Origin of the sequence: Maribacter forsetii DSM 18668, assembly GCF_000744105.1 — a bacterium.
GTDB classification, from domain to species: Bacteria; Bacteroidota; Bacteroidia; order Flavobacteriales; family Flavobacteriaceae; genus Maribacter; species Maribacter forsetii.
In genome coordinates this window covers 154964-169322 of record NZ_JQLH01000001.1, presented here as the reverse complement: position 1 = coordinate 169322, position 14359 = coordinate 154964, and the positions used below count along the sequence as shown (strand labels likewise).

The 14359-nt window shown below is 32.1% G+C and carries 11 protein-coding genes; 7 read left to right on the top strand and 4 right to left on the bottom strand.

The features are described 5' to 3' along the window. Positions 1 to 19: 19 nt before the first annotated feature. Positions 20 to 415: an ACT domain-containing protein gene (locus tag P177_RS00805; protein WP_036150859.1), complete on the top strand. Its 396-nt coding sequence runs from the start codon at positions 20 to 22 to the stop codon at positions 413 to 415. A 30-nt stretch (positions 416 to 445) separates the two neighbouring features. Here P177_RS00805 and gltX read toward each other — a convergent pair whose 3' ends face one another. Next, on the bottom strand, positions 446 to 1954 hold the full coding sequence (gltX, locus tag P177_RS00800) for a glutamate--tRNA ligase (protein ID WP_036150856.1): 1509 nt from the start codon (positions 1952 to 1954) through the stop codon (positions 446 to 448). Between the two features lie 191 nt (positions 1955 to 2145). Here gltX and P177_RS00795 point away from each other — a divergent pair, with 191 nt between their 5' ends. From P177_RS00795 to P177_RS00775, 5 genes are all read left to right on the top strand, one after another. Further along, positions 2146 to 5640 (top strand): DUF4175 family protein, encoded by a 3495-nt coding sequence (locus tag P177_RS00795; RefSeq protein WP_036150853.1) that lies wholly within the window; start codon positions 2146 to 2148, stop codon positions 5638 to 5640. Continuing rightward, the gene (gene ybeY / locus P177_RS00790; RefSeq protein ID WP_036150850.1) at positions 5633 to 6052 is read left to right on the top strand and encodes an rRNA maturation RNase YbeY; all 420 of its coding nucleotides are present in this window, start codon (positions 5633 to 5635) and stop codon (positions 6050 to 6052) included. Before P177_RS00795 ends, ybeY begins: the two co-directional genes overlap by 8 nt. 5 nt (positions 6053 to 6057) lie before the next feature. After that, positions 6058 to 7926 (top strand): tRNA uridine-5-carboxymethylaminomethyl(34) synthesis enzyme MnmG, encoded by a 1869-nt coding sequence (mnmG, locus tag P177_RS00785; RefSeq protein ID WP_036150847.1) that lies wholly within the window; start codon positions 6058 to 6060, stop codon positions 7924 to 7926. Positions 7927 to 7987: 61 nt separating this feature from the next. Then, positions 7988 to 8824 carry a class I SAM-dependent methyltransferase gene (locus tag P177_RS00780; protein ID WP_036157543.1) on the top strand — a complete coding sequence of 279 codons (837 nt, stop codon included), beginning with the start codon at positions 7988 to 7990 and terminating at the stop codon, positions 8822 to 8824. 238 nt (positions 8825 to 9062) lie between these two features. Next, the gene (locus P177_RS00775) at positions 9063 to 9569 is read left to right on the top strand and encodes an OmpH family outer membrane protein (RefSeq protein WP_036150838.1); all 507 of its coding nucleotides are present in this window, start codon (positions 9063 to 9065) and stop codon (positions 9567 to 9569) included. 46 nt (positions 9570 to 9615) lie between these two features. Here P177_RS00775 and P177_RS00770 read toward each other — a convergent pair whose 3' ends face one another. The 3 genes from P177_RS00770 to rnr all read right to left on the bottom strand — a co-directional run bounded on the left by P177_RS00770 (position 9616) and on the right by rnr (position 13260). Beyond that, entirely contained in the window at positions 9616 to 10296 is a 681-nt protein-coding gene (locus tag P177_RS00770; RefSeq protein ID WP_036150837.1) for a LysE family translocator, read from the bottom strand. 3 nt (positions 10297 to 10299) lie between these two features. Continuing rightward, the gene (locus tag P177_RS00765) at positions 10300 to 10980 is read right to left on the bottom strand and encodes a head GIN domain-containing protein (RefSeq protein WP_036150834.1); all 681 of its coding nucleotides are present in this window, start codon (positions 10978 to 10980) and stop codon (positions 10300 to 10302) included. A gap of 87 nt (positions 10981 to 11067) precedes the next feature. After that, complete coding sequence (gene rnr / locus P177_RS00760) at positions 11068 to 13260, bottom strand: ribonuclease R (RefSeq protein WP_036150832.1); 2193 nt, start codon at positions 13258 to 13260, stop codon at positions 11068 to 11070. A 646-nt stretch (positions 13261 to 13906) separates the two neighbouring features. On the opposite strand from rnr, the gene rpiB reads away from it, so the two are divergent. Continuing rightward, positions 13907 to 14335, top strand: coding sequence for a ribose 5-phosphate isomerase B (gene rpiB, locus P177_RS00755; protein WP_036150831.1), 429 nt, complete (start codon positions 13907 to 13909; stop codon positions 14333 to 14335). Positions 14336 to 14359 lie beyond the last annotated feature (24 nt).

The window sequence follows — 14359 nt, the reverse complement described above, 5'->3', positions numbered from 1 at the left end:
ATTCAGCAAAAACGCTAAAATGGCAGGAGAAACCGATTTAAATATACTTTTAAGGACTTTAGAACCTAGTTTGAACAAAGGGAATTATGTTTTTATATCTGTAAAAGACATTCAGCATATTTCTAGGGACAATATTTTATTCGAGTTCAAAGAAAAAGAAGGTATAACTATCATCTTAGAACAAGCCAAAGCCGATGAATTAAATTTTAAATACGAATTTGTTGCATCTTGGATTACACTTACCGTTCATTCTGCATTAGATGCTGTTGGTTTAACAGCTGCAGTTTCTACAGCACTAACAAAACATAATATCAGTTGCAATGTTGTTGCGGCATATTATCACGACCATATTTTTGTATCAACCAAAGACACAAAAAAAGCAATGGAAGTTTTAAGTGAATTTTCAGGAAAATAAAGACTGCTTCATTTTCCTGAAAATTTTATTTTATCCCAATTTATTTAAAGCTGTTTTTATTCTAGAGATACTTTCCTCTTTACCAATCATGGCCATGATATCGAAAATATGTGGTCCTTTCATATCACCAACTAAGAATAGCCGTAAAGGTGGCATCACTTTTCCAAAAGACAATTCTTTCTCGCCAATCCATGCTTTTACTATGGTTTCGCTGTTTTCAGAAGAAAAATCTTCTATGGATTTTAATACAGAAATAAGATCGTTCATGATTAAAGCGGTATCTTCTTTCCATTGTTTTTTTGCAGCTTTCGCATTATACTCATTAGGCGCTACGAAGAAATAATCGCTCAAGTCCCAAAAATCTGAAACAAAAATTGCGCGCTCTTTTATTAGCGTAACCACTTTGGTAACATACTCTAAATCTAGTTTGTCACTATCAGAAATATGCTCCTTTACTGTTGGTAAGAATAACTTAGCCAACTCATTATCAGCAGTTTCTTGAAGATAATGCTGGTTGTACCATTTGGTTTTTTCTGGATCAAATCGAGCTCCAGATTTATTTACACGGTCTAGACTGAAGGTTTTTACCAATTCATCTAAAGAAAATAATTCTTGTTCCGTACCAGGGTTCCATCCTAATAATGCCAAGAAATTTATAACCGCCTCAGGAAAATAACCTGATTCTTTATACCCAATAGATTCATTCCAAGAAAGGGGAAAAACCGGAAAGCCCATTTTTTCGCCATCACGTTTACTCAACTTTCCTTTTCCTACAGGTTTCATAATCAAAGGTAAATGTGCAAATTCTGGAGCATCCCATCCAAAGGCGTCATACAGTTGTTTGTGTAATGCCATAGAAGGCAACCATTCTTCACCACGAATTACATGGCTTATTTCCATTAAATGATCATCAACAATATTTGCTAAATGGTATGTAGGCATACCGTCACTTTTAAACAATACCTTATCGTCTAAAACATTAGTGTCTATTTTTATGGACCCACGTATTAAATCTTGTAGAAGTAACGTTTCATCTGGCGGAGTCAAAAACCGAATTACATAATCATCACCATTATCTAACTTGGCTTTTACCTCCTCTGGCATTAATGAAAGTGAATTATCGAGTTTTAATCTATTGTGCCAATTATAAATAAACGTTTTGCCTTGTTTTTCATGCTCTTTTCTATGAACATCTAAGCTTTCAGAAGTATCAAAAGCATAATATGCCTTACCTTTTTCAACTAACTCATCGGCATATTTTTTGTACAATAATTTTCGCTCGCTCTGTCTATACGGACCAAAACCACCGTCTTTACCAATTCCTTCATCAAAAGGAATACCGCACCAATTCAAAGAGTCAATAATATATTGCTCAGCACCTTCAACATATCTATTCTGGTCGGTATCTTCTATTCTTAGAATAAAATCACCGCCATGTTTTTTGGCAAATAAATAATTAAATAGGGCAGTACGAACACCACCAATATGCAATGGTCCAGTAGGACTAGGGGCAAAACGAACACGAACTTTTTTAGACATAGTATTTTTATAAGGCTACAAAGATACACATCCCTAACTTTTTACTTAATAATGCCAAATAGGAATTTCACAAAAAACAGCTACTTAGTTTCATGTAGTTGTGTAGTTATCAACAGGTCAGTGTTTTGATTTAACAAATATTTCCCAACAAACATAGGTGATAACCCTTATCTTGGTATAAAAAAGAACAATTGCAAGACTATCAGCACATATTACAGCGTTTAAATCAGTTTATTCAAAAACATTATTCTCAAGTTCTACTGAAAGGTATATTATTGTTTTTTGCCTTAGGATTATTGTTTTTCTTATTGATTTTAGGAGTAGAATATTTTCTATGGATGAACACCACCGGAAGAATGATACTTTTCGGAATTTTTATAGCGGTTGAGCTATTTCTACTTTTTAAATACATATTAACCCCAATTTTTTACTTATTTAAATTGAAACAGGGTATTGGTCCAAAAGATGCTGCTCAAATGATAGGAAAGCATTTTCCTGAAGTGGGAGATAAGCTTACCAACTTATTAGATCTAGCAAATGACCCACAACAATCTGAATTATTACTTGCCAGTATAAACCAAAGATCAAAACAATTAGATCCCATTCCATTTTCAAACGCAATAGATTTTAGAGATTCTTTAAAATATTTGAAATATGCTATAATTCCAATAGCCATAATAGCACTTTTATTCATTTCCGGAAACTGGAATACTTTCTTTGGCAGTTACGAACGTGTTGTCAACTATGAAATGGCTTATGAAAAACCAGCACCGTTCCATTTTGAAGTATTATCAAATAATTTAAAAACCTTACAGGATGAAACTTTTACAATACAGGTTGCTACTAGAGGGGAAGTAAAACCAGAGAACGTATACATTGAAATAGATGGCAAACAGATGCTTCTACAAAAAAACAATGGTTTGTATGAATATGTTTTCACCCCACCAATATCCACAACGAACTTCAAATTCAAAGCAAATGAAGTAAATTCTAGAGATTATACCTTAACAGCTTTAGCGACACCTTCTATTTTAGATTTTACCATGAATCTTACATATCCATCGTACCTAAACAAACCAAATGAAACTATTAAAAGTACGGGAAACTCTGTAATACCTGAAGGCACCAAAATACAGTGGAAGATAAATGGAGAAAATACCGATAAGATTAATCTTTCTGCAAAAGATACGGTAATACCATTAAATAAAGAAAAAAACACCTTTCAATTAGAAAAACGAATTTATACCGATCTAAATTATGAACTAACAACTACCAACAAAAACGTTCAAGATTACGAACGTCTAACCTATAATTTTAAAGTAATAAAAGATGCATACCCTTCAATGAAGGTTAATCAGGTTCTAGATAGTTTAAATCCTAATACTTCTTATTACACTGGTAATGCAAGTGATGATTATGGTTTACGAAAAATAGATATAGTCTATTTTGAAGTAGGAGAAGAGGAAAATAAGAATACGGTTAACCTATTAAAAACTACTTCTAATTACGAACAATTCTATTACACTTTCCCATCTGGTTTAGAGCTAGAAACTGGCAAAAATTATGGCTTTTATTTTGAGGTTACGGATAACGATGCCATACATAATGGCAAGACGATAAAAAGCCAAATATACCAGCAGGTATTACTAGATGAAAATCAATTAAAAAACAAAGATTTAGAGTCCCAACAATCTCTCATAAAAGACCTTGATAAATCATTACAAAAATCTAAAGAACAGAAGGAATCATTAGAAGAGATTAATCAAAATCAGAAAGAAAAAAACAGTCTAAATTTTAATGATAAAAATCAAATAAAAGACTATCTAAAAAAACAAGAACAGCAAGAACAGCTGATGCAAAAATTCAGCAAAGAATTAAAAGAAAATTTGGGTAAAGAAAACAAAGATGACAAATTAAACCAATTGTTACAAGAGCGCTTAGAACGCCAAGAAGAACAAGCTAAGAAAAACCAGCAACTCCTTGAAGAACTTAATAAAGTAGCTGATAAAATAAAGAAAGAAGACCTAACCAAAAAACTTGAAGAACTAGGTAAAAAACAACAAAACAGTCAACGTAGCCTTGAACAGTTATTAGAATTAACCAAACGGTATTATGTAACTGAAAAGGCATCTCAGATTGCACGCGATTTAGAAGAATTAGCTAAAAAACAAGAAAAGCTTTCTGAACAAAATGAAGAAAATAATACCGCTGAAAAACAGAAAGAATTAAATAAAAAATTCGATGAGATTTCAGCTGAAATGGATGACCTTAAAAAAGATAATGAAAAACTCAAAAAACCGATTGATATAAATATTGAAAAAAGTAAAAAAGAAGGCATAAAAGAAGACCAAAAAAATGCATTGGAACAACTAGAAAAAGATGCACCGAACGACAAGAATAAACCAAACAGTACTGATGCGAATAAGAAGCAAAAATCTGCTGCAGAAAAGATGAAAGAAATGAGTGAACAACTTAGCGAATCATCTTCAAGCGGAGGCGGTGGTTCATCTGTAACTGAAGATGCGGAAATGCTGAGACAAATTCTTGATAACCTAATCATATTTTCATTCAAACAAGAAATCTTATATGATCGATTATCAGCAAGAGAAGACCAAGATGCAAGCCAGTATTCTGAAACCGTGCGTGATCAAAATGAATTAAAGGGTTTATTTGAACATGTAGATGATAGTCTTTTTGCATTATCACTTAGACAGGCTGAGCTTTCAGAATTTGTAAATGAACAAATTACCGAGGTGTATTACAATATTGATAAATCTTTAGAGACCATGGCAGATGGTCAAATGTTTCAAGGTATTTCTCATCAGAAATATGTCTTAACAGCAGCAAATAGTCTTGCAGATTTTCTCGCCGAAGTAATGGATAATATGAATTCGAGTATGCAAATGGGAAAAGGTTCTGGAGAAAGTGAAGGTGGTTTTCAATTGCCGGATATCATCAAAGGTCAACAAGAATTAGGTGAAAAAATGGGACAACAAGGTCAGTCTGGGAGTGAAGGAAAAGAAGGTAAAAGTGGAGAAGGAAAACAGGGTGAAAATGGAGAAAACGGTGAAGGTGGAAAACAAGGCGAACGTGGTAAACAGGGGGCTAACGGAAAACAAGGAGAGGGCGGTAGTGACGGTGAAAATGGGAAAAATGGAGGAGGAAAAAACGGAAAGAATGGTGAAAATGGACAGGGTGGAGAAAACGGTCAAGGAAATAATGGATCTAACGGTACAAACGGGCAAGGGCAAGGGTCAATGAGTGAAAGTGAGCTAAAAGAAATTTATGAAATCTATCAAAGTCAGCAAAAATTAAGACAGGAATTAGAAAAACAACTTGAAAACATGATTAATTCCGGTGACCAAAAACTAGGTCAAAAATTAATTAAACAGATGGAAGATTTTGAGAACGATCTTTTAGAAAATGGAATTACACAACGTACCATCAACAAAGCCAATACTATACAGTATGAATTGTTGAAATTGGAAAACGCAGCACTTAAGCAAGGAGAGAAATCTGAGCGAGAAAGTAATAGAAATACCAAAGACTTCACAAATCCTATTACTACTAAACCCTCATTATTAGATAATTATCGTAATGAAGTTGAAATTTTAAATAGGCAAAGCTTACCTTTGCGGCAAAATTTTCAATCTAAGGTTAAAGAGTACTTCAAAGCAAATGATTAATTACAATTACCTAACTGATTTTAAACTTGTAGCAGAAAACAATTTCGATTCGTGGATTACTGAATCTTGTAATACCGAAGGGTTTTCTATAATTGAACTCAACTACATTTTCTGTAGTGATAACTACTTGCTTAAAATAAATCAAGATTATTTACAACACGATTATCTAACAGACATTATCACTTTTGATTATGTGTCAGGAAAAAATGTATCGGGTGACCTTTATATTTCAATTGACCGCGTAAAAGAAAACGCAGAAGAGTTTAATGTTTCATTTGATAATGAGTTAAAACGCGTAATGATTCATGGGGTTTTACATCTTATGGGTTATTCGGATAAATCGGATACAGCTACTGCCGAAATGCGCGCTAAAGAAGAAGAAAAAATAAAGCTGTTCCACGTGGAACAATAGAAAATATGTTTGGAGAAGAATATGATGTAATTGTAGTTGGCGGAGGACACGCCGGTGCAGAAGCGGCAGCAGCAGCTGCAAACTTGGGTTCAAAAACCTTATTAGTAACCATGAATTTGCAAAATATAGGGCAGATGTCTTGTAACCCTGCAATGGGTGGAATTGCAAAAGGACAAATTGTTAGGGAGATAGATGCTCTTGGTGGATATAGTGGAATTGTATCTGACAAAACTGCTATTCAATTTAAAATGTTGAATAAATCTAAAGGACCTGCAATGTGGAGCCCAAGAACGCAAAACGACAGAATGCGTTTTGCAGAGGAGTGGCGTTTAATGTTAGAACGTACACCTAATGTAGATTTTTATCAAGAAATGGTCTCAGGATTGTTAGTAGAAAATCATAAAATAGTTGGAGTGAAAACCTCTTTAGGGATTAATATAAAGTCCAAAGCAGTAGTATTGACCAACGGAACATTCTTAAATGGATTGATACATATTGGTGAAAAACAATTTGGTGGAGGTAGAGCAGGAGAAAAAGCAGCAACTGGAATTACAGAACAATTAGTAGAATTAGGTTTTGAAAGTGGGAGAATGAAAACCGGAACTCCTCCAAGAGTTGATGGAAGATCTTTAAATTATTCTAAAATGATCGTACAACCTGGTGATGCAAATCCTGAAAAGTTTTCTTATACAAATACAAAACCATTAGCACATCAACGCGATTGTTACATGACACATACTAGTGCTCTAGTACATGATTTGTTGCGTGAAGGTTTTGATAGATCACCAATGTTCAACGGTAGAATAAAAAGCTTAGGACCTAGATACTGTCCATCTATTGAAGATAAAATAAACCGGTTTGCAGATAAAGACAGTCACCAAATGTTTATTGAACCAGAAGGATGGGAAACTGTAGAAGTATATGTAAACGGTTTTTCAACTTCATTACCAGAAGATGTTCAATTCAAAGCATTACGTTCTGTTGTAGGATTTGAAAAAGTAAAATTCTTTAGACCAGGTTATGCGATAGAGTACGACTACTTTCCGCCAACACAATTAAAGCATACACTAGAAACTAAGCTAGTTGAAAATCTATATTTCGCAGGACAAATAAATGGAACTACCGGATATGAAGAAGCAGCATCGCAAGGATTAATGGCTGGTATAAATGCACACCTAAAAATAAAAGAAGAAAATCCGTTAATTCTAAAAAGAGACGAAGCATACATTGGTGTTTTAATTGATGACCTAATTACAAAAGGTACAGAAGAACCATACCGTATGTTTACTTCTCGTGCAGAATATAGAACCTTACTTAGACAAGATAATGCTGATTTGAGATTAACACCATTGAGCCATGCTATAGGTTTTGCAACTGATTCAAGAATGAAAAGAATGGAACAAAAATTAAAACAGTCTGAAGCTCTTGTTAACTTCTTTAGAGAAACAAGTGTATTACCAAAAGACATTAATCCAATATTTGAAAGTGTTGACTCTTCTTTAGTAAAGCAATCAGACAAAATGTATAAAGCATTTTCAAGACCTAATGTTACCATGGATCACATGTTACAATTAGAATCAGTTTCAAACTTTGTAAAAGAAAACAATTTTGATAGTGAAATTCTTGAACAAGCAGAAGTACAAATTAAATACTCTGGGTACATAGCCAAAGAAAAATTAAACGCTGATAAACTTCATAGATTAGAAGCAGTAAAGATTCCAGAAAATTTTGATTACTCTAAATTGAAATCACTTTCTTTTGAAGCAAGAGAAAAAATGACAAAAATTCAACCAGTTACTATTTCTCAAGCATCAAGAATTAGTGGAGTTACACCGAGTGACATCAGTGTACTTTTAGTTTATCTTGGAAGGTAGGGCAAATTGTTCCACGTGGAACAATGAAAAATTACTATACAATAAAACACCTACTAACAACATGCAAGAAAAAATTTCAAACCTACAAACCAGGGATTTTCTAGTGACGCAGGAAAATTTTGAATTAGTCTATGACTCCAAAACAGACATGCTAGTTACAAAACCTGTCCCTAAAGATTTATCCAAATACTATGACCCTAATAACTACATTTCACATTCAGATGATAGTAATAGTTTATTAGAAAAAATTTACCAGCTAGTAAAAAAATACACCTTAAATAAAAAAGTTAAACTCATAAACAACTATACTAATCAAGAAAAAAAACTTCTAGATATTGGTTGTGGCACGGGTGAATTTCTAATACATGCCAAAAATAAAGAATGGAAAACAGTAGGAGTAGAGGTAAATGATCAAGCAAGACAAAAGGCATCAAATAAAAAAATAGACACTTTCAAAAGCTTAGATAATTTAGATAATCAAAAATTTGATGTTATAACCCTATGGCATGTTCTAGAACATCTGCCAAATTTAGAAGATCAAATTATAAAAATAAAATCTCTACTAGAAAAAAATGGAACTTTAATAATTGCTGTACCAAACTATAAATCTTACGATGCAAAATATTATAAGCAATATTGGGCAGCGTATGATACTCCAAGACATCTTTGGCACTTCTCCCAAAATTCAATTAAAACAATTTTTGCTAAAAAGAATTTTATAGTTAACGATACACTACCAATGTACTTTGATTCATATTATGTTTCTCTATTATCCGAAAAATATAAAAATGGTTCGTCCAATTATATAAAAGCATTTTATTGTGGTTTCGTATCAAATTTAAAGGCAAAATCTACAACTGAGTATTCTTCGCTTATATATGTGCTTAAAAAAGAGTAAAAACCTATTTAAAGCTGTTTTACGAGAATATTTACTTTAAGTTATATATTATACTATAAAATTAAAATAAACGTCTTAAATACCCTTTAAAATACTTAATAATAATAATTAAAATCAATGAAATATTATTTTAATATAATTAAATCTTATTTTAAACCAAATCTAAGTATTTATCTTAACTATTAAATATTTTCATTCTAAAAGCTTTATTACTTTTGCACCACATAAAAATGAAAAAATGAAAAACCTAATTTTAATTTTCGCTATCGCATTATTAGCATCATGCCAACAAGAAAAAATTGGATACGTAGATAACGTAAAATTGATGGATGAATATCAACAAAAAATTGATGTTGAATCTAAATTCAAAGTAAAGGCAGATGCCTTAGCTAAAACTAGAGATAGTATATCTCAAGCTTTTCAAATTGAAGCACAAGCTTTTCAAACAAAAGCTCAAAAAATGTCTCAATCAAAAGCTCAAGAAGAATATGCAGCAATGCAACAAAGAGGTCAAATGATTGGACAACAACTTCAACAACAAGACCAACAATTACAAATGGAAGGTCAAACAGAAATGGATAGTATTGTTTCTAAAGTAAAGGAAGAAATAAAAGCTTATGGTGAAGCCAAAGGTTACTCTTACATTTTAGGTGGAGGTGATGGTGGTAGTGTTCTTTACGGTAAAGAAGCTAATGATCTTACTGATGAAATAGTAAAACTACTAAACGATAAGTACAAGAAATAAATTCAAAATTACTTAATTAAAAAGCCGGTCATTGACCGGCTTTTTTTTATTCTGTATCATGCGTATCAAATCTTTCTAATTCTTGTTCTATGTTAAACTGATCCTTAGGTAAAAAACCTTTTGTAATAAGAACAATTCCACATATAACTAATATTACTCCTATTATCTTTTTTATATAAATTATGCGTTTAGCTGTGAGCTTACGCTTTAATTGTTTTGCCAAGAGTATTTTAAAAATATCTGTTACAAAATAGGAGAGAAGCACAGTTGCAAAAAAGGTAAAAAAACGATTAGGCTGATTATCTAAAGTAGGACCTACAATTATGATTATTCCTAACCAGAAAACCAATACACCGATATTAATAAAGTTTAGTAGAAAACCTTTTACGAAAAGCCCGAAATAATCTGATTTTCTAATTTTCTTGGAATCTACAGGTATCTCCTTTTTGTCTACTTTAAAGAAAGTTACCAAGCCATAAACAAGAAGTATTACACCACCAAAAACATAAAGACCAGGTTGATTACTTAAATTTTCCAATAACTGGAAACTACTAAAATAAGCAACCAGAATAAAAAGTATATCGGCTAATAATACACCAATATCAAAAGTTAGAGCAGCCCTAAATCCTTTTACCGCACTAGTTTGTAACAAGACAAAGAAAACGGGTCCAACCATAAAACTTAGGAAAAAGCCTAGTGGAATTGCTGCCTGTATATCTTCTAACATGAACTATTGCATTCTTTTAATAGTACCGCCAAATACCGTTTTCTCTTCCAATTTCTCAGGGTTACCAAATACCAAAACTTCACCACCGGCTTTTACCGTTGCTTTGACATAATCTTTAGCATTTATCTCTGCCCTAGAACCGGCGTTTACATTTATAGTTGAAAAATTGGTAATAAAACCTTTGCCTTCATAAACACCACCAGTATTTATTTGAACGTCTTGTAAATTTGAAGAACCTGCAGTTCTAATAACTCCACCAGAAACCGATTTTATCAGCATTTGTTCAACCTCTGCATTTACCACAAGTTCACCACCTTCCTGAGCTTTTAATTCTAGAACATCTTGTTGTATGATATCTTCCGTAACTATTCTAGCATCTTCATTTACATCGATTACCACAATATCACCAGCATAATATAAATCTACAAAGGTTTTATAACCACTGAAAATTTTACCTATTTGCATTCTAATTTTTAAAATACCTTCGTTATTAACAATAGCAACTTTACCCGTATTTTCTCCAGTAATAATGACCTTGTTTTCTGAAGATTTAATTAGGTTAATACTCAAACCATCAAAAACCTTTAACTCTTTAAAAGGTTCTAAGTTTTGGGTAACCTTATTATCTTGGGCAACCACCGAAAGACATCCTAAGAGAAACATTAAAACTAAAACTTGTTTCATTTTGTTATATGTAATTTATGTAAGTAAACAACTTATAAACAAAGGGTTTACTTAATTCAGCCATGATATACCAAAATCTATTCCAAATTATTTTAAGTTATCCGGAATCAAAGCAAAATCTAAATGCCTTTTTATTAAATCGGTACTTTTAACCATAACGGTTATTTCATCACCTAAAGTGTATTTTTTCTTGGTACGTTCACCAATAATAGCGTATTGCTTCTCATCAAAGATATAATAATCTCCTTTGATGTCTCTAATACGAATCATGCCTTCACATTTATTATCAATGATTTCAACATAGATTCCCCATTCTGTAACACCACTGATAACTCCACGGAATTCTTCATCTTTATGGTCTTGCATAAATTTAATCTGCATGTACTTAATAGAATCTCTTTCAGCACTTGATGCTAGATATTCCATATCAGAAGAATGCTTACATTTTTTCTCAAATTCTTCAGCATTTGCAGAACTACCACCATCCAAATAATGTTGTAATAATCTATGTACCATTACATCTGGGTATCTTCTAATTGGAGAAGTAAAATGTGTATAATAATCAAAAGCCAACCCATAATGACCAATATTATCAATAGTATAAATCGCTTTACTCATACTACGTATCGTAAGCGTATCTACCATATTCTGTTCTTTTTTACCTTTTACATCTTGTAGTAATTGGTTTAAAGAAGAACTTATGGATTTCTTATCCTTGAAATCTAATTTATGTCCGAATTTAGAAACAATACCATTTAAAGCCATTAACTTATCTGGATCTGGATCATCATGAATTCTATAAACAAATGTCTTTTTAGGTTTTTGCTTACCAATAAATTCAGCCACTTTTCTATTTGCTAAAAGCATAAACTCTTCAATCAGCTTATTAGCATCTTTAGATTCTTTAAAATAAACACCAATAGGTTCACTATTCTCATCTAGATTAAAACGAACTTCAACTTTATCAAAAGAAAGTGCACCCTGATCCATACGCTTAGAGCGCATAATTTTTGCAAGTCTATCCATTTCTAACGTAGCCTCTACAACATCCTTAGAAACCGTATAAGCAGCTTCTCTAATGGATATATCCTCTGGTATGTTACCATTACCGTTCTCAATGATATACTGAGCCTCTTCATATGCAAAACGTTCGTTAGAATCGATTACAGTTCTTCCAAACCATTGATCTCTTATAATAGCGTTGCTATCTAATTCAAAAATGGCAGAAAAAGTATATTTTTCTTCATTAGGTCTTAAGGAACAAGCATTGTTAGAAAGCACTTCTGGTAACATAGGTACCACACGATCTACTAAATACACAGATGTAGCTCTTTCATAAGCTTCATCATCTAAAATGGTATTTTTTTGTAAGTAGTGAGAAACATCGGCAATATGAATACCTATTTCGTAATTACCATTTTCTAATTTTTGAAAAGAAAGGGCATCATCAAAATCTTTAGCATCTTTTGGATCTATTGTAAACGTGAGAACATTACGTAAATCTCTACGCTTTTTAATTTCCTCTTCTTTAATACTGGTATCTAGACCATCTGCAAATTTCTGAACATCCGCAGGAAAAGAATATGGTAATCCATACTCTGCTAAAATGGAATGAATCTCTGTATCATGCTCTCCAGGAATACCCAATACTTCAGTAACTCTACCAAAAGGAGAATCTACATCATCTGGCCAATCAGTAATTTCGACTAAAACTTTTTCACCATCTTGAGCACCATTTAACTTATCCTTCGAGACAAAAATATCAGTATACATTCTAAAATCTGAAGGTCTAACAAATGCAAAAGTCTTTTGCATATCAACAATACCAACGAAAGTGGTCTTATATCTTTCAAGTACTTTAACTATTTCACCTTCAAGCTTTTTACTCTTTTTTCGAGGATAGACATATACTTCAACCTTATCTTTATGAAAGGCTTTATTTAGTTTATTGGCAGGTATAAAGATATCGTCGTCCATACCATCGACAACAATATAGGCATTACCCTTACCAGTAACATCTACAGTACCTTCATGATAGCTTTTTGTATCTTCTAAAACTTTATACTGACCACGATCTATTTCTTGAATTCTTTTTTTCTCTTTAAGCTCATTTAACCTTTTAATAAGGGTGTTTCTATCTTGAGCATCTGTAATATTAATTTTAGCAGCAATCTGCTTATAGTTGAAACTCTTATTAGGTTCCTTTTCAAGAACAGTAAAAATTCCTCTTGTAATTTCGTTCTTTCTATGATTCTTCGCCTTCTTATTCTTCTTCGACATTAAACTTTTAATTTATTGGAAAATTACGAATTATAATCCACTAGCTGTTATTCAACTTCTTATTGAAAAGTTAAGTAAACGAGTTGTTATTAACATATATATCATATTAGACATTTTTTCTTTTAAATTAAATTAAATATTAATGGTTATTATAGCTTGTTAATATCTAGAATAACTTATTTCAATATTACTTGTCTTTATGAGATACTAATACTTGTTGACAATATGTTTTATAAATCTACAATTGAAAATCAGTATTTTGAGAAGTTATTAAACATGGTTTATAAGTGCTATTAACATGAATTTATTAATAACTAAATGTAATTTTAATGTTAACTAGGGGTGTTAATTTGATGAAAATCCTCTAATAGTTTCTAATATTTAAATTCGTCTTCAGAGGATTAAAAGTGTAAGCAGATGTCAACTTTAATAACCAAATTTTTTAGCAACTTTTTCTAAACAATTTATGCATTACGTAATCTTGCTTATAACATACTAATTAACAATTTTTATTAATGACATGATAACTATTGTTGTGAACTCCTCGTTTTTTGTTGTGAATGTCTGATTATTGTACCTTTAGCTCGGTTTTGTTCCACCCCCACTGGATATAAACATGAACTATTAACCTTTAAATACTACACATATGAAAATAGCTATTGGTAACGACCACGCTGGTACAGAATACAAGTTAGCTATTATAGGTTTATTGAAATCTAAACAAATTGAAGTTATCAATTATGGTACAGATGGTACTGATAGCGTAGATTATCCAGATTTTGCACACCCTGTAGCGCTAGACGTTGAAAATGGTACGGCAGATTTCGGTATTTTAATCTGTGGCAGTGGTAATGGGGCTAATATGACCGCTAATAAACAACAAAATGTAAGAGCTGCTCTTTGTTGGACAAAAGAAATCACCAAATTGGCAAGAGAACATAATGATGCAAATATATTATGTCTACCCGCAAGATATATTGCACTACCACAAGCACTTGAAATGGTATCCACCTTTTTAAACACTTCTTTTGATGGCGGTAGGCATGAACGTAGAATTGAAAAGATTCCATTATAAAGTTAGTTATTACAACTATGTTGA

Coding starts and splice junctions, on each gene's coding strand:
- P177_RS00805 (WP_036150859.1), top strand. CDS start 20: ATGGCAGGAGAAACCGATTTAAATATACTTTTAAGGACTTTAGAACCT.
- gltX (WP_036150856.1), bottom strand. CDS start 1,954: ATGTCTAAAAAAGTTCGTGTTCGTTTTGCCCCTAGTCCTACTGGACCA.
- ybeY (WP_036150850.1), top strand. CDS start 5,633: ATGATTAATTACAATTACCTAACTGATTTTAAACTTGTAGCAGAAAAC.
- mnmG (WP_036150847.1), top strand. CDS start 6,058: ATGTTTGGAGAAGAATATGATGTAATTGTAGTTGGCGGAGGACACGCC.
- P177_RS00780 (WP_036157543.1), top strand. CDS start 7,988: ATGCAAGAAAAAATTTCAAACCTACAAACCAGGGATTTTCTAGTGACG.
- P177_RS00775 (WP_036150838.1), top strand. CDS start 9,063: ATGAAAAACCTAATTTTAATTTTCGCTATCGCATTATTAGCATCATGC.
- P177_RS00770 (WP_036150837.1), bottom strand. CDS start 10,296: ATGTTAGAAGATATACAGGCAGCAATTCCACTAGGCTTTTTCCTAAGT.
- P177_RS00765 (WP_036150834.1), bottom strand. CDS start 10,980: ATGAAACAAGTTTTAGTTTTAATGTTTCTCTTAGGATGTCTTTCGGTG.
- rnr (WP_036150832.1), bottom strand. CDS start 13,260: ATGTCGAAGAAGAATAAGAAGGCGAAGAATCATAGAAAGAACGAAATT.
- rpiB (WP_036150831.1), top strand. CDS start 13,907: ATGAAAATAGCTATTGGTAACGACCACGCTGGTACAGAATACAAGTTA.